This window comes from Modestobacter sp. SYSU DS0904, from assembly GCF_054051115.1.
This window is the reverse complement of record NZ_JBJHAQ010000014.1, coordinates 52,426-67,681: the sequence shown is the minus strand read 5'-3', so window position 1 is coordinate 67,681 and position 15,256 is coordinate 52,426. Positions and strand designations below refer to the sequence as shown.

The following is a 15,256-nucleotide window of genomic DNA, read 5'->3' as shown; positions in this document are numbered from 1 at the left end:
CCAATGCCCCTGCCGACGAGTTCAGTTGCGCACTGCGGGAAACCTCCCGCCAGACACGCGTGGCCGTCCAGCAGCGGGCGCCACGGGACACAGAAGGCGGAGCTGATGCGCGTACGCGCCCACGTCCTGACCCCACTTGCCATCGCCGCCGTCCTCGGCACCGCGGCCTGCGGTGAGTCCGGTTCCTCGGGTACCGGCGGGAGCGCCGACGCCGGCGGCTCGGCCGCCTCCGGCGATGCCTGCGCCCCGGTGCCCGGTGACCAGCTCGTGGTGCTCGAGGACGATCAAGACCTGCAGAACGCCGACAACATCATCCCGGCGGTCAACGCGGAGGCCGCCGCAGCCAACCCCGCGCTGCTGCCCGCGCTGAACGCCGTCTCGGCCGAGCTGACCACCGAGGACCTGGTCGAGATGAACGCCGCTGTCGACGTGCAGCGGCAGAGCGCCGAGGACGTCGCCCAGGGCTGGGTCGACGAGCACGGCAGCGTGACCGAGGGGCTGGAGCAGGGCAGCGGCCCGATCACCGTGGGGGCGGCCAACTTCACCGAGTCGACGGTGCTGGCCAACATCTACGCCGACGTGCTCACCGCGGCGGGCTTCGATGCCTCGGTGCAGGTGGTGGGCAACCGGGAGCTGTACCTGCCGGCGCTGCAGCGCGGGGAGATCCAGGCCTTCCCCGAGTACCTGGCCACGGTCACCGAGTTCATCGAGGGCGACGACACCACCCAGGTCGCCTCCGGGGACGTCGACGAGACCCGCGCGGTGCTCACCCCGCTGGCCGAGCAGGCCGGGCTGGTGTTCGGCGAGCCGGCCGAGGCGGCCGACCAGAACGCCTTCGCCGTCACCACCGCGTTCGCCGACCAGGTGGGCGTCACCACCCTGTCCGAGCTCGCCGAAGCCTGCGGCGACGGCTCGCTGCTGCTCGGCGGCCCGAGCGAGTGCCCGACCCGACCGCAGTGCCAGCCCGGGCTGGAGGACACCTACGGCCTGGAGTTCGCCGGGTTCCAGGAGTACGACACCGGCGGCCCGCTGACCAAGGCCGCCATCCAGCAGGGTGAGGTCTCCATCGGCCTGGTGTTCAGCTCCGACGGCGCCCTCGCCCAGTAGGAGGACCACCCTTCCCCCCACGCCTCGCACGCTCGGCGCGGGACCCTGAAGGGTGGCCGTTCCAGCACGTCAGCTCAGTACCAGCCGCCGGGGGGCAGCTGCTCCCCGGCGGCGACGGCGGCGTCGACCCGGTTGCCCTCCGGCGCCAGCGGGCAGGTCCACGCCGGGTCGAAGGTGCACGAGGGGTGGTAGGCGAAGTTGAGGTCGACGACCAGCCGCCCGTCGTCACCACCGAGGTCGGCGCCCTTCACCGTGTCCAGCAGGTAGCGACCGCCGCCGTAGGTCGAGCGGTCGGCGCTGGCGTCGCGCAGCGGCAGGAACAGCCCGCCGCCGTACCCGGCCAGCCACCACAGGTCCAGCCGGCCGACGTCGCCGAGGGTGACCTGCCCGACCCGGCGCAGCACCACCCCGCCGTCGTCGGTGGTGGGCACCCCGAGCCGCACCGGCTCGACGTCGGTGTCCACCCGGACGTCGAAGCGCAGCGCCGGGTCGTAGCCGGCGAACGGCAGCCCGGCGAACCCCGGGCGGGCGCCTGCCGGGAGCGGGGAGTCGGGGTGCCCGGCGAACAACGCGTCACGCCCGGCCCGCCAGCTCCGCCAGCCGTCCTCGGGGTCGTCTGCGGCGCGGGCCACGGCGTAGAGGGCGGCCACCCGGCGTCGCCAGTCCAGCAGGCTCAACGTCATCCACCCAGCCTGCCACCGCACCCCACGCCGACGCCGTGCCGTGACCGCCTGATGGCGCTCGGTGGCCTTATGGTGGGTGCATGGGAGGTCGCCGGGACGACAGCGACCTCGGGGCACCGGTCGCCGCCGGGCGTCCGCCTGTCCCGCAGCCGGCCCTCCGGGGTGCTGCCGGGTCGACGGCAGCCACGACCGGGACAGCCACGACCGGGACAGCCACGACCGGGACAGCCACCACCGGGGCGGCCGCCGCACCGGCCGGCCCGCCGCCCGCGCCGACCGCGCCGGCCGAGCCGGGCGAGTCCCGCGCGGGATCCCGGGGGCGCGCCCTGTGGGGTTCCGCCGGCGTCGGCCTGGCGGTGCTGGTCACCGCCGCCGTCGTGCTCACCGACGACCCGGTGCACCTGCGCGTGCTGCTGCTCGGCGTCTGCTGGGCAGCCGTGGTGGCCGGCCTGCTGCTCGGCAACCGTGGCGGCGCGCCCGAGACGGGAGACCGGGCGGCGGCGGACCGGGAGGCGGAGCTGCGGCACGCCTACGACCTGGAACTGGCCCGCGAGGTCGCCGCGCGGCACGCGTACGAGGCGGAGCTGGAGGGCCGGCTGCGGCGGGAGGCCGAGCAGGCCATGCGCGCCGAGCTCACCCAGCTCCGCGGCGAGCTGGCCGGCCTGACCGGGATGCGGGAGGAGCTCGCGTCGGTGACCCGGCTGCGCGAGGACCTGGGCCCGCTGGACCAGTTGCGCTCGGAGGTCGCCGCGCTCGGCTCGCTGCGCCGTGAGCTCGGCGGGCTGGGCCAGCTGCACACCGAGCTGGCCGCCCTGGGCGAGCTCCGGGCAGACCTGGGCCGGATGCGGACCGAGCTCACCGAGCAGCTCTCCGGTGAGCTGCTCGTCGAGCGGATGGTCATGCGCGCCCAGTCGGTGCGGGGGCCGGCCGCCGCGCTGCCCGAGCACCGTCCCCTGGAGAGCAGCTGGCAGCCGGGCGGGGCGACCCCGACCGGCTGGGACGCCCTCTTCCCCACCATCGACGCCGAGCCGGGCCGGCCGCCGGCCGAGGTCCCGCCCGCTCCGGTGCCCCCGCCGCCGTCCCCGCGAGCCGAACGCCCGCCGTCGCCTCGTGCCTGGCTGAGCGCACCGGATCCGGGGGAGCAGCCCGCCGAGCAGCCTGCCCCCCGGCGGCACCGCCGGTCCACCGAGCCCGCCGGCGACGCCCCCGCGGCCGGCCGGCACAGCGGGGCCGCCCCGGCCGCCGAGCCCCTCCCGGCCCCGGACCGGTGGACCGCTCCGGCGGAGACCCCCCGCAGCGGGCCGGACGCCGCCGCGCGGACCCGCGACACCGAGCTGGGTCCCTGGTCCAGCGGGCCCTACGGCACCGGCGCGCTCACCGGGCTCGCAGAGGTCGCCGCCGAGCCCGAGCCCGCTCCGGTGCCCGAGCCCGCCCCGGTGCCCGAGCCCGCCCCGGTGCTCCAGCCCGCTCCCGGGCCGCGGCCCGCCCCGGAACCGCAGGGTCACGCCCGGCTGGAGCAGATCCTCGCCGAGAGCGGCGTCCCGGCCCCCAGCGGGCGCCGTCGTCGTCGCTACCGCGACGAGGAGGACGGCGGCGACGACGTGCTGGCCCGGGTGCTGCGCGGGGAGTAGCCGCTCAGCCGATGGGGCCGCGGGAGAGCGCGCCGCCGTCGAGCACCATCGTCTGCCCGGTGACCCAGCCGGCCTCGTCCGAGAGCAGGTAGGCGGCGGCCTCGCCGACGTCCGCGGGCACGCCCAGCCGCCCCACCGGGTACTGCGCGGTGACCTGCTCCTCGCGCCCGGTGAACAGCGCCTCGGCGAACCGGGTCTTCACCACCGCCGGCGCGACGGCGTTCACCCGCACCTTCGGCCCCAGCTCCACGGCCAGCTGCGTGGTCAGGTTGATCAGCGCCGCCTTGCTCACCCCGTAGGCGGCGATGCCCTCGCTGGACTTCAGCCCGGCCACCGAGGCGACGAGCAGCACCGAGCCGCCGTGCTCGGCCATCCAGGCCCGCCAGGCCTCCTGCACCAGGCCGAGGCTGGCGACGACGTTGGTGTCCAGGATCTTGCGGACGGCGTCCAGCGGCGCGTCCATCAGCGGGCCGTAGACCGGGTTGATCCCCACGTTGCCGACCAGCACGTCCAGGCTGCCGAAGGTGTCGACCGCGGTGCGGACGGCGGCGGCGCGGTGCTCGGCGTCCCCGGCGTTGCCGGCGACCGCCACCGCCTTCTCCGGCCCGCCCAGCGCCTCGACCGCCTCGGCGAGCGCGTCGGGCTTGCGGGCGGTGAGCACCACCCGGGCGCCGCGGTCGACCAGTGCCCGGGCGATCCCGAGGCCGATGCCCCGGCTCGCGCCGGTGACCAGTGCGGTGCGTCCCTCGAAGCTGCTCACCGTGCTCCTCATGCTCGAGCGCCGGCTCCGCTGCCGGCGCGCGCCTCAACGTAACCAGGGGCGGGTGCGCCCGCGGGTCCACCCGGGTGAGCCAGGACACAGCGGTGGGCCGTTGCCCGCGGCCCCGAGCGGTAACAGACTCGACGGTGACACGTCACCTGCGTGACACGCCTCCGGGCGGTTGCAGCGGGCGGGGTGCCCTGAGAACACCGCACAGCACCACCGCACGGCACGACCGCACAGCACGACTCCGGCCCACGACGACGTGGGACGACGCGACCTGAGTCCGGTACCCGCCAGGGACTGGAACGAGAGGGTGCACCGGGATGACCGTCCGTCCCTCCCGCGCGGGAGACACCGCGTCCACCGACCTGCCGACCGTCCTGCCCGCCGCCGGGCTGCCCCCGGCCGCCGAGGCCCCCGCCCGTCTCCGCGTCGGCGTCATCGGCGCCGGCCGCGTGGGCGCCGTGCTCGGTGCCGCGCTCGCCGCCGCCGGCCACGACGTGGTCGCCGCCGCGGGGCTCTCCGCCGCCACCCGCGAGCGCGCCACCCGGCTGCTGCCCGGGGTACCGCTGCGGCCGGCCGACGAGGTCGTCGCCGGCAGTGACCTGGTGGTGCTCGCCGTCCCCGACGACACGCTGCCCGGGCTGGTCGCCGGCCTGGCCGGGACCGGCGGCTGGCGCCGCGGCCAGCTGGTCTTCCACACCTCCGGCGCGCACGGGCTGGCCGTGCTCGAGCCGGCCGAGCGCGCCGGGGTCCTGCCGCTGGCGCTGCACCCGGCGATGACCTTCTCCGGCGGCCCGGAGGACGCCCAGCGGCTGGCCGCGAGCCCGTTCGGGGTGACCAGCCGACCCGAGCACCGGGCCGTCGCCGAGACGCTGGTGCTGGAGATGGGCGGCGAGCCGTTCTGGGTCGCCGAGGCCGACCGACGGCTCTACCACGCGGCGCTGGTCACCGGCGCCAACCACCTGGTCACCCTGGTCGCCGAGGCCGCCGACCTGCTGCGCGCCGCCGGGGTCGACGCCCCCGCGCGGGTGCTGGGCCCGCTGCTCACCGCTGCCCTGGACAACGGCCTGCGCCGCGGCGACCGCGGGCTGACCGGCCCGGTCAGCCGGGGCGACGTCGGCACCGTCCGCGACCACCTGGAGACCCTCGCGGAGCGGGCGCCGGACTCGGTCGACGCCTACGTGGCGCTGGCCCGGCGCACCACCGAGCGGGCGCTGGCCGCCGGCCGGCTGAAGCGGCACGAGGCCGACCCGCTGCTGGACCTGCTCGACGGCTCGCACCAGAACGGCGTAGCTCGATGACCGCTGGTCGGCCTCCTTCCGGGTTCCCTCGCGAGCGTGCGAGCGGAGGGGAGAAGGGGGTCCTTCCGCCGATGACCACCCTCACCACGCCCCTGGTGACCGAGACGACCGCCGAGCTGCGCCGGGTGCGCGCCGCGCTGCCCGGCCCCGTGGTCCTGGTGCCCACGATGGGTGCGCTGCACGAGGGGCACCGCACGCTCGTCCGGGCCGCGCGGGAGCGCGGTGGCAGCGTCGTCGTCTCGGTGTTCGTCAACCCGACCCAGTTCGGGCCGGGTGAGGACTTCGACCGCTACCCGCGCACCTGGGACGCCGACCTGGCCGCGCTCGCCGAGGAGGGCGCCGACGTCGTCTTCCACCCGCCGGTCGACGAGGTCTACCCGCCCGGGGCGGTGGGGGTCACCGTGCAGCCCGGCCCGCTGGGGTCGGTGCTCGAGGGCGCCGTCCGCCCAGGGCACTTCGCCGGCGTGCTGACCGTCGTCGCGAAGCTGTTCGGCCTGGTCCGCCCGGACGTCGCCGTCTTCGGGGAGAAGGACTACCAGCAGCTCACGCTGATCCGGGCGATGGCCGCCGAGCTGGCGCTGGGCGTGGAGGTGGTGGGCGTGCCGACCGTCCGCGAGGACGACGGTATGGCGCTGTCCTCCCGCAACCGCTACCTCGACCCGGAACAGCGGGCCGCCGCCGCCGCGTTGTCCAGGGCACTGCGTGCCGGGGCCGCGGCCGGGGCGCAGGGCGCCGACGCGGTGCTCGCCGCCGCCCGCGCGGTGCTCGACGCGGCCCCCGGCCTGCTCCAGGACTACCTCGAACTGACCGATCCCCGGTTGGGCCCGGCGCCGGCGGCCGGACCGGCCCGGCTGCTGGTCGCCGCCCGCGCCGGCAGCACCCGGCTCATCGACAACACCGCGGTCCTCCTGGCCCGCCCGATCGGAGACGACCGATGATGCGCACGATGCTCAAGAGCAAGATCCACCGCGCCACGGTCACCCAGGCCGACCTGCACTACGTCGGCTCGGTGACCATCGACGAGGACCTGCTCGACGCCGCGGACCTGCTGCCCGGCGAGCAGGTGGCGATCGTCGACGTCACCAACGGTGCCCGGCTGGAGACCTACGTGATCCCCGGCGAGCGCGGGTCCGGGGTGATCGGGATCAACGGCGCCGCCGCGCACCTGGTGCACCCCGGTGACCTGGTGATCCTGATCAGCTACGGCCTGATGGACGAGACCGAGGCCAAGTCCTACCTGCCGAAGGTCGTGCACGTCGACGGCGCCAACCGCATCGTGGAGCTCGGCGCCGACCCGGCCGCGCCGTCCCCGGGCGTGCAGGGTCAGCGGCGCGGCGACGTCGTCGACCCCCGGTGACACCGCTGACGGCGGCCCGCACCCGGCTGCCGTTGCGGCTGTCGGCGCCGGCCCCCGGCTGGGAGCTGAGCGCCGACGTCTGCGTCGTCGGCTCCGGCGTCGCCGGGCTGTGCGTCGCGCTGCACGCCCGCGCCGCCGGGCTGTCGGTCGCCGTCGTCACCAAGGTGGCGGTCGACGACGGCTCGACCCGCTGGGCACAGGGAGGGATCGCCGCCGTCCTCGACCCGGCCGACACCCCCGCCGCGCACGCCCGGGACACCGAGGTCGCCGGCGTGGGGCTGTGCGAGCCGGCCGCGGTGCAGGCGCTGGTCACCGAGGGCCCCGAACGGCTGCACCAGCTGATCAGCTGGGGCGCGGCGTTCGACCGCGACCCCGCCGGCCGGCTGCTGCTCACCCGCGAGGGCGGGCACTCCACCGACCGGATCGTGCACGCCGGCGGGGACGCCACCGGAGCCGAGGTGCAGCGGTCGCTGGTGCAGGCCGTCGCCGCCGACCCCGGCATCACCCTCGTCGAGCACGCGATGGTGCTCGACCTGGTCACCGACGCCACCGGCCGCGCGGCCGGGGTGACCCTGCACGTGCTGGGGGAGGGCAGCGCCGACGGCGTCGGCGCGGTCCGCGCCCGGGCCGTGGTGCTCGCCACCGGCGGGATGGGGCAGGTCTACGCCTCGACCACCAACCCCTCGGTCTCCACCGGCGACGGCGTCGCCCTCGGCCTGCGCGCCGGGGCGGTCGCCACCGACCTGGAGTTCGTCCAGTTCCACCCCACCGCGCTGTACCTGGGCCCGGGCGCCCGGGGGCAGCAGCCGCTGGTCTCCGAGGCGCTGCGCGGTGAGGGGGCGGTGCTGCGCGACGGCGCGGGGGAGCGGTTCCTGGTCGGCGTGCACGAGCTGGCGGAGCTGGCGCCCCGGGACGTCGTCGCCAAGGCGATCACCCGGGTGCAGCTGCGCGACGGCGTCGACCACGTCTGGCTCGACGCCCGGCACGTGCCCGGGCTGGCGGCCCGCTTCCCGACCATCGTGGCCCGCTGCCGCGCCGCCGGGATCGACCCGGTGACCGAGCTGGTGCCGGTCACCCCGGCGGCGCACTACGCCTCCGGCGGTCTGGTCACCGACCTGGCCGGGCGGACGACGGTGCCCGGCCTCTACGCCTGCGGGGAGGCCGCCTGCACCGGGGTGCACGGGGCGAACCGGCTGGCGTCGAACTCGCTGCTGGAGGGCCTGGTCTTCGCCGGCCGGATCGGCGAGGCGCTGGCCCGCGAGCTGCCCGTGCCCGGCCTCGCGGCCGGCGTCGACCCCCGTCCGACCGGACTGCTGGACGCCGAGGTCCGGGGCGCGCTGACCGCCACCATGTCCGCGCACGTGGGCGCGCTGCGCAGCGGCGCCGGACTGGCCGCCGCGGGCGAGCGGATCGCCGTCCTGGCCGAGCGGGCCGGTGACGACGTCGAGCCCGGCGTGCCCGGCTGGGAGACCACCGACCTGTTCACCGTGGCCACCGCGATCACCGCGGCGGCCACCGCCCGCGAGGAGACCCGTGGCTGCCACTGGCGCGAGGACCACCCCGACGTCGACGAGGACTGGCGGGTGCACCTGGACGTGCGGCTGGACGCCGACGGCGGGGTCACGGTGACCCGCCGCCCGGTCGGCACCCTGCTGGAGGTCGGCTGGTGAGCGACGCGACCGACCTGACCGGGACCGGGCTGGACCCCGCGTGGGTCGACGAGCTGGTCGAGCGGACGCTCACCGAGGACCTCACCGGCGGCGCCCCGCTGCCCCGCGCCCCGGACGTCGCGGTCGGCTACGACGTCACCAGCGCCGCCACCATCCCCGGTGACCGGTTCGGCACGGCGGACCTGGTGGCCCGCGCGGACGGCGTCGTCGCCGGGTTGCCGGTGGCCGCCCGGGTGTTCACCCGGCTGGCCCCCGGCGCCACGCTGACCGCCTCGGCCGCCGACGGCGACCGGGTGCGCCGCGGCGACGTGCTGCTCACCGTGCGGGGCCCGGTGCGGGCCCTGCTGGCCGCCGAGCGCAGCGCGCTGAACATCGCCAGCCGGGCCAGCGGGATCGCCACCGCCACCCGCGCCTGGGTCGACGCGGTGGCCGGCACCGGCGCCACCGTGCTGGACACCCGCAAGACCACCCCGGGGCTGCGGCCGCTGGAGAAGTACGCGGTGCGCTGCGGCGGTGGGGCGAACAAGCGGATGGGCCTCTACGACGTGGCGATGGTCAAGGACAACCACGTCGCCGCCGCCGGCTCGGTGGCCGCCGCCGTCGCACTGGTCCGGGAGCGCGCGCCCCGGGTGACCGTGCAGGTCGAGTGCGACACCCTGGAGCAGGTCGGCGAGGCGGTCGGCGCCGGCGCCGACTTCCTGCTGCTGGACAACATGACCCCCGACCAGCTGCGGCAGGCCGTCGCGCTGGTGGGCGACCTGGACGTCGACCTGGAGGCCACCGGCGGGCTGACCCTGGAGGTCGCCCGGGAGGTGGCCGACACCGGCATCGACCACCTCTCCGTCGGCGCGCTGACCCACTCCTCGCCGATCCTGGATCTCGCGCTGGACCTGCGCGCCGGGGGCTGACCGTGCTGCTCACCGTGGACGTCGGCAACAGCCACACCGTGCTGGCCACCTTCGACGGCGACCGCCGGGTCGGCAGCTGGCGGGTGACCACCCGGTCCCGGGCGACCGCCGACGAGCTGCTGCTCCTCTGGCGGGGGTTGCTGCGCGACACCGAGGTGACCGGGGTGGCCGCCTGCGCCACGGTGCCCGCGCTGCTGCCGGCGCTGCGCCAGCTGCTGGACTCCCTCGCCGTCCCGGTCACGCTCATCGGCCCCGGGGTGCGCACCGGCGTGCCGCTGCACGTCGACAACCCGCGGGAGGTCGGTGCCGACCGGGTGGTCACCGCGCTGGCGGCGCACGAGCTGTACGGCCGGCGCCCCGACGGCAGCGGCCGGCCGGTCGTCGTCGTCGACTTCGGCACCTCCACCAACGTCGACGCGGTCGGCCCCGGCGGGCAGTTCCTCGGCGGGGCGCTGGCCCCCGGTGTCGAGGTCAGCCTGGACGCGCTGGCCACCCGGGCGGCTCAGCTGCGCTCGGTCGAGCTGACCGTGCCCGCGCAGGCGATCGGGAAGAACACCGTGGCCGCGCTGCAGTCCGGGCTGGTGCTGGGCTTCGCCGGTCTCGTCGACGGACTGGTCGACCGGATCGCGGGGGAGCTGGTGGCCCAGTTCGGCGCCGCGCCGGTGGTGGTGGCCACCGGTGGGCTGCACCGGCTGGTCGCCGACAGCTGCCGGTCCATCGCCGAGCGCGACCCGGACCTCACCGTGCACGGCCTGCGGCTGGCCTTCGAGCGCCACCAGGGCGGTACCGCCCAGCGTTGACCGGCCACCGCCGTAGGCTGGGACCCCGTGAGCGAGGAACCCCCCGGCAACGGCAACGCCGACGACGAACTCCCCGAGCAGCTGCGGGTCCGGCGGGCCAAGCTGGACCGGCTGCGTGAGGCCGGGATCGACCCCTACCCGGTCACCGTGGCCCGCACCGCGAGCCTGGCCGACGTGCGCGCGGAGCACCCCGACCTGCCGCCGGACACGATGACCGGCGAGCTGGTCGGCGTCACCGGGCGGGTGATCTTCTCCCGCAACACCGGCAAGCTCTGCTTCGCGACGCTCCGCGAGGGCGACACCGAGCTGCAGGTCATGCTGTCCCGGGACCGGGTGGGCGAGGAGGCGCTGGCCGCCTGGAAGGCCGACGTCGACCTCGGTGACCACGTGCTGGTCACCGGAGAGGTCGGCACCTCCCGCCGCGGCGAGCTGTCGGTGTTCGCCGACTCCTGGCAGCTGGCCGCCAAGGCGCTGCGGCCGCTCCCGGTCGCGCACAAGCCGATGAGCGAGGAGCTCCGGGTCCGGCGCCGTTACGTCGACCTGATCGTCCGCGACGAGGCGCGGCGCACCGTCCAGGAACGCGCGGCGGTGATGAGTTCGCTGCGCGCGGGGCTCACGGGTCGCGGTTTCCTCGAGGTCGAGACACCCATGTTGCAGACGGTGCACGGAGGCGCTGCGGCTCGCCCGTTCCGCACGCACATGAACGCCTTCGACCTGGACCTCTACCTGCGCATCGCCCCGGAGTTGTTCCTCAAGCGCTGCATCGTCGGCGGCCTGGACCGGGTGTTCGAGATCAACCGGAACTTCCGGAACGAGGGGGCGGACTCCTCGCACTCCCCGGAGTTCGCGATGCTCGAGTTCTACGCCGCTTACGGCGATTACTCCGACGGCGCCCGCATCACCCGGGAACTCATCCAGGAATGCTGCGCGGCGCTGTTCGGCGACCACGTGGCGCGGCACCACGACGGCACCGAGCTGGACCTGTCCGGCGAATGGCCGCAGCGGCCGCTGTACACCCTGGTCTCCGAGGCGGTGGGGGAGGAGGTCACCCCGCAGACGCCGGTCGAGCACCTGCGCGCCCTCGCCGAGCGGCACGAGGTCGGCGTCGACCCGGCGTGGCTGCCCGGCAAGGTCGTCGAGGAGATCTTCGAGGCGCTGGTGCAGCACACCCTGCAGAGCCCGACGTTCGTCGTCGACTACCCGCTGGACACCTCACCGCTGACCCGCGCGCACCGGTCGGAGCCGGGGTTGGCCGAGAAGTGGGACCTCTACATCGGCGGCATCGAGCGCGGCACCGGCTACTCCGAGCTGGTCGACCCGGTCGCCCAGCGCGAACGGTTCACCCAGCAGGCGCTGCTGGCGGCCGCCGGCGATCCCGAGGCGATGGCGCTGGACGAGGACTTCCTGGAGGCCCTCGAATACGGCATGCCGCCCACCGCCGGGGTGGGCATGGGCATCGACCGGCTGATGATGACGCTCACCGGACTCGGCATCCGGGAGACGATCCTGTTCCCGTTGGTACGCCCACTCCATTCCTGACCTGCACTTTCCCGCCCCTTCTGGTGATATGTGGACGGGGATTGGGGAAATGGCGGGCAATGTGGTGCAATGGGCGCGGTCGGCCTTCGGGTCGGCAATCTGCACCGGCCACGGGGGCTGACGCAACAGGAGTGGGACAACAATGGCTCGCAAGGTCCAGGTGATCCTCAGTGACGACCTCGACGACAGCATTTCCGCCGACGAGACGGTGACTTTCGCCCTCGACGGGACGACGTACGAGATCGACCTGTCGGAGAAGAACGCCGCGGAGATGCGCGAGGTGTTCGGCAAGTACGTCGCGGCGGCGCGCAAGGTGAGCAGCCGCGGCACCCGGGCCTCCGGTGCCGGGCGTTCCCGGGCCACCGGTGGCGGTGGCCGGATGGACCGTGAGCAGGCCGGCGCCATCCGCGAGTGGGCCCGCAAGAACGGCCACGAGGTCAGCGACCGCGGCCGCATCCCGGCCAGCGTCGTCGAGGCCTTCGAAGCCGCTCACTGAGGAAGGACCCCCTCGCCCCCCGGCGCTCGCACGCTCGCGCCGGGGCCCTGCGAGGGGGCCGTTCCAGCACGTCACCTTCGGCCCGGCACCTCTTCGGAGGTGCCGGGCCGTGGTGCGTCCGCTGTCGGCGTAACGGCGGAACGGGGGCGGCGGAACACCGCCAGTGGGACGACAGTTGACTCCTACGAGCCCCCGATCAGGTTCGACGGCCTCGTCTCGGCGCAGGTCGGGTGGTGCGAACTACAGTGGAACGACCGGTGCCCCAGCGCGCCGACGTACGTCGGGTGTCCACCGTCCCCTGCCGGGGACACGAGCACAGCAGGTCCAGCCGGTCAGAGGGAGATACAGCAGATGTTCGAACGGTTCACCGACCGAGCCCGTCGGGTGGTCGTCCTGGCCCAGGAAGAGGCCCGGATGCTCAACCACAACTACATCGGCACCGAGCACATCCTCCTGGGTCTGATCCACGAGGGTGAGGGTGTCGCCGCCAAGGCGCTCGAGTCCCTCGGCATCTCGCTGGAGGGCGTCCGGCAGCAGGTCGAGGAGATCATCGGGCAGGGCCAGCAGGCCCCGTCCGGGCACATCCCCTTCACCCCGCGCGCCAAGAAGGTGCTCGAGCTGTCCCTGCGCGAGGCGCTGCAGCTCGGCCACAACTACATCGGCACCGAGCACATCCTGCTCGGCCTGATCCGCGAGGGCGAGGGCGTGGCCGCCCAGGTCCTGGTGAAGCTCGGCGCCGACCTCAACCGTGTCCGCCAGCAGGTCATCCAGCTGCTCTCCGGCTACCAGGGCAAGGAGCCGGCCGCTGCCGGTGGCCCGGCCGAGGGCACGCCGTCGACCTCGCTGGTCCTCGACCAGTTCGGCCGCAACCTGACCCAGGCCGCCCGCGACTCCAAGCTCGACCCGGTCATCGGGCGCGCCAAGGAGATCGAGCGGGTCATGCAGGTCCTGTCGCGGCGGACCAAGAACAACCCCGTCCTGATCGGCGAGCCCGGCGTCGGCAAGACCGCCGCCGTCGAGGGCCTGGCCCAGGCCATCGTCAAGGGCGAGGTGCCCGAGACGCTGAAGGACAAGCAGCTCTACACCCTCGACCTCGGTGCGCTCGTCGCCGGTTCCCGCTACCGCGGTGACTTCGAGGAGCGGCTGAAGAAGGTCCTCAAGGAGATCCGCACCCGCGGCGACATCATCCTGTTCATCGACGAGATCCACACCCTCGTCGGGGCGGGCGCCGCCGAGGGCGCGATCGACGCCGCCAGCATCCTCAAGCCGATGCTGGCCCGCGGTGAGCTGCAGACCATCGGCGCCACTACGCTGGACGAGTACCGCAAGCACCTGGAGAAGGACGCCGCTCTCGAGCGCCGCTTCCAGCCCATCCAGGTCAGCGAGCCGACCCTCGCCCACACGGTGGAGATCCTCAAGGGCCTGCGCGACCGCTACGAGGCGCACCACCGGATCAGCATCACCGACAGCGCCCTCGTGGCCGCGGCGACGCTGGCCGACCGGTACATCTCCGACCGCTTCCTGCCGGACAAGGCGATCGACCTGATCGACGAGGCCGGTGCCCGGATGCGGATCAAGCGGATGACCGCCCCGCCGGACCTGCGCGAGTTCGACGACCGGATCGCCGGCGTCCGCCGCGAGAAGGAGTCGGCGATCGACGCCCAGGACTTCGAGAAGGCGGCCTCTCTCCGCGACAAGGAGAAGCAGCTGCTGGGCGAGAAGTCCGAGCGGGAGAAGCAGTGGAAGGCCGGCGACATGGACGTCGTCGCCGAGGTCGACGACGAGCAGATCGCCGAGGTGCTGGCCAACTGGACCGGCATCCCGGTCTTCAAGCTCACCGAGGAGGAGACCTCCCGGCTGCTCCGCATGGAGGACGAGCTCCACAAGCGGATCATCGGCCAGGAAGAGGCCATCAAGAGCGTCAGCCAGGCGATCCGGCGCACGCGGGCGGGCCTGAAGGACCCCCGCCGTCCCGGTGGCTCGTTCATCTTCGCCGGCCCCTCGGGTGTCGGTAAGACCGAGCTGGCCAAGGCGCTCGCGCAGTTCCTCTTCGGCGAGGACGACGCCCTGATCCAGATCGACATGGGCGAGTTCCACGACAAGTTCACCGTGTCGCGGCTCGTCGGTGCCCCTCCCGGCTACGTCGGTTACGACGAGGGTGGCCAGCTGACCGAGAAGGTGCGGCGCAAGCCGTTCTCGGTGGTCCTCTTCGACGAGATCGAGAAGGCGCACGCCGATGTCTTCAACACGCTGCTGCAGGTGCTGGAGGACGGCCGGCTGACCGACGGCCAGGGCCGGATCGTGGACTTCAAGAACACGATCCTGATCCTGACCACCAACCTCGGGACGCGGGACATCTCCAAGGCCGTCGGCCTCGGCTTCCAGGCCGGGAACGACAACCAGAGCAACTACGAGCGGATGAAGCTCAAGGTCAACGAGGAGCTCAAGCAGCACTTCCGGCCGGAGTTCCTCAACCGCATCGACGACATCGTCGTGTTCCACCAGCTGACCGAGGACGAGATCGTCCACATCGTGGACCTGATGCTCGCCCGCCTGGAGACGCAGCTGAAGAACAAGGACATGGCGATCGAGGTGACCCCGGCGGCGAAGAAGCTGCTGGCCGCCCGGGGCTTCGACCCGGTGCTGGGTGCCCGCCCGCTGCGGCGCACCATCCAGCGCGAGATCGAGGACGCGCTGTCGGAGAAGATCCTCTACGGCGAGCTGACCAGCGGTCAGATCGTGGTGGTCGACGTCGACGAGTCCGAGGACCCGACCAAGTCGACCTTCACCTTCCGCGGTGAGGCGCGGCCGATCGACGTGCCCGACACGCCGCCGGTGGCCCTCACCGGTGCGGACGGCGACGACGAGGGTCCGGCGGCCGCACCGGCCGAATGAGGAAGGACCTCGTTCTCCTCACCCCTCGCACGCTCGGGGCGAGCCTCTGAACGAGGCCGCACACAGGGGCCGTCTCCCAGTCGGGAGGCGGCCCCTGTGCCGT

13 protein-coding genes are annotated in these 15,256 nt (G+C 74.4%); 11 read left to right on the top strand and 2 right to left on the bottom strand.

Going from position 1 to position 15,256, the window contains the following annotated elements; translation table 11 throughout:
• Positions 1–105 precede the first annotated feature (105 nt).
• A complete protein-coding gene (locus tag ACI79U_RS11460) occupies positions 106–1,107 on the top strand; it encodes a glycine betaine ABC transporter substrate-binding protein (protein WP_457067541.1) in 1,002 nt (333 codons plus the stop codon).
• A gap of 74 nt (positions 1,108–1,181) precedes the next feature.
• Here ACI79U_RS11460 and ACI79U_RS11455 read toward each other — a convergent pair whose 3' ends face one another.
• Positions 1,182–1,790, bottom strand: a complete 609-nt coding sequence (locus ACI79U_RS11455) for a DUF1684 domain-containing protein (RefSeq protein ID WP_457067543.1) — start codon at positions 1,788–1,790, stop codon at positions 1,182–1,184.
• Positions 1,791–2,146: 356 nt separating this feature from the next.
• On the opposite strand from ACI79U_RS11455, the gene ACI79U_RS11450 reads away from it, so the two are divergent.
• Positions 2,147–3,421, top strand: coding sequence for a DUF6779 domain-containing protein (locus tag ACI79U_RS11450; protein ID WP_457067545.1), 1,275 nt, complete (start codon positions 2,147–2,149; stop codon positions 3,419–3,421).
• A gap of 4 nt (positions 3,422–3,425) precedes the next feature.
• On the opposite strand, the gene ACI79U_RS11445 is transcribed toward ACI79U_RS11450, so the two are convergent.
• Positions 3,426–4,181 carry an SDR family oxidoreductase gene (locus ACI79U_RS11445; protein WP_457067547.1) on the bottom strand — a complete coding sequence of 252 codons (756 nt, stop codon included), beginning with the start codon at positions 4,179–4,181 and terminating at the stop codon, positions 3,426–3,428.
• Between the two features lie 326 nt (positions 4,182–4,507).
• Here ACI79U_RS11445 and ACI79U_RS11440 point away from each other — a divergent pair, with 326 nt between their 5' ends.
• From ACI79U_RS11440 to ACI79U_RS11400, 9 genes are all read left to right on the top strand, one after another.
• Positions 4,508–5,488: a Rossmann-like and DUF2520 domain-containing protein gene (locus ACI79U_RS11440; protein ID WP_457067549.1), complete on the top strand. Its 981-nt coding sequence runs from the start codon at positions 4,508–4,510 to the stop codon at positions 5,486–5,488.
• Between the two features lie 71 nt (positions 5,489–5,559).
• Positions 5,560–6,426 (top strand): pantoate--beta-alanine ligase, encoded by an 867-nt coding sequence (gene panC, locus ACI79U_RS11435; RefSeq protein ID WP_457067551.1) that lies wholly within the window; start codon positions 5,560–5,562, stop codon positions 6,424–6,426.
• Positions 6,427–6,434: 8 nt separating this feature from the next.
• Positions 6,435–6,845: an aspartate 1-decarboxylase gene (gene panD / locus ACI79U_RS11430; protein WP_457072795.1), complete on the top strand. Its 411-nt coding sequence runs from the start codon at positions 6,435–6,437 to the stop codon at positions 6,843–6,845.
• A complete protein-coding gene (locus tag ACI79U_RS11425) occupies positions 6,842–8,515 on the top strand; it encodes an L-aspartate oxidase (RefSeq protein ID WP_457067555.1) in 1,674 nt (557 codons plus the stop codon). The genes panD and ACI79U_RS11425 overlap by 4 nt, the downstream gene beginning before the upstream one ends.
• Positions 8,512–9,423, top strand: coding sequence for a carboxylating nicotinate-nucleotide diphosphorylase (nadC, locus tag ACI79U_RS11420; protein WP_457067557.1), 912 nt, complete (start codon positions 8,512–8,514; stop codon positions 9,421–9,423). Before ACI79U_RS11425 ends, nadC begins: the two co-directional genes overlap by 4 nt.
• Before the next feature lie 2 nt (positions 9,424–9,425).
• Positions 9,426–10,223 (top strand): type III pantothenate kinase, encoded by a 798-nt coding sequence (locus ACI79U_RS11415; protein ID WP_457067559.1) that lies wholly within the window; start codon positions 9,426–9,428, stop codon positions 10,221–10,223.
• Between the two features lie 27 nt (positions 10,224–10,250).
• Positions 10,251–11,762, top strand: coding sequence for a lysine--tRNA ligase (gene lysS / locus ACI79U_RS11410; RefSeq protein ID WP_457067561.1), 1,512 nt, complete (start codon positions 10,251–10,253; stop codon positions 11,760–11,762).
• 142 nt (positions 11,763–11,904) lie between these two features.
• Positions 11,905–12,258: a histone-like nucleoid-structuring protein Lsr2 gene (locus tag ACI79U_RS11405; RefSeq protein WP_457067563.1), complete on the top strand. Its 354-nt coding sequence runs from the start codon at positions 11,905–11,907 to the stop codon at positions 12,256–12,258.
• 351 nt (positions 12,259–12,609) lie between these two features.
• Positions 12,610–15,153: an ATP-dependent Clp protease ATP-binding subunit gene (locus tag ACI79U_RS11400; RefSeq protein WP_457067565.1), complete on the top strand. Its 2,544-nt coding sequence runs from the start codon at positions 12,610–12,612 to the stop codon at positions 15,151–15,153.
• The last annotated feature ends 103 nt before the right edge of the window (positions 15,154–15,256 follow it).

What these genes read in the sequence shown, in the direction of transcription:
- ACI79U_RS11460 (WP_457067541.1), top strand. Translation starts at nt 106, where the DNA reads ATGCGCGTACGCGCCCACGTCCTGACCCCACTTGCCATCGCCGCCGTC.
- ACI79U_RS11455 (WP_457067543.1), bottom strand. Translation starts at nt 1,790, where the DNA reads ATGACGTTGAGCCTGCTGGACTGGCGACGCCGGGTGGCCGCCCTCTAC.
- ACI79U_RS11440 (WP_457067549.1), top strand. Translation starts at nt 4,508, where the DNA reads ATGACCGTCCGTCCCTCCCGCGCGGGAGACACCGCGTCCACCGACCTG.
- panC (WP_457067551.1), top strand. Translation starts at nt 5,560, where the DNA reads ATGACCACCCTCACCACGCCCCTGGTGACCGAGACGACCGCCGAGCTG.
- panD (WP_457072795.1), top strand. Translation starts at nt 6,435, where the DNA reads ATGCTCAAGAGCAAGATCCACCGCGCCACGGTCACCCAGGCCGACCTG.
- ACI79U_RS11405 (WP_457067563.1), top strand. Translation starts at nt 11,905, where the DNA reads ATGGCTCGCAAGGTCCAGGTGATCCTCAGTGACGACCTCGACGACAGC.
- ACI79U_RS11400 (WP_457067565.1), top strand. Translation starts at nt 12,610, where the DNA reads ATGTTCGAACGGTTCACCGACCGAGCCCGTCGGGTGGTCGTCCTGGCC.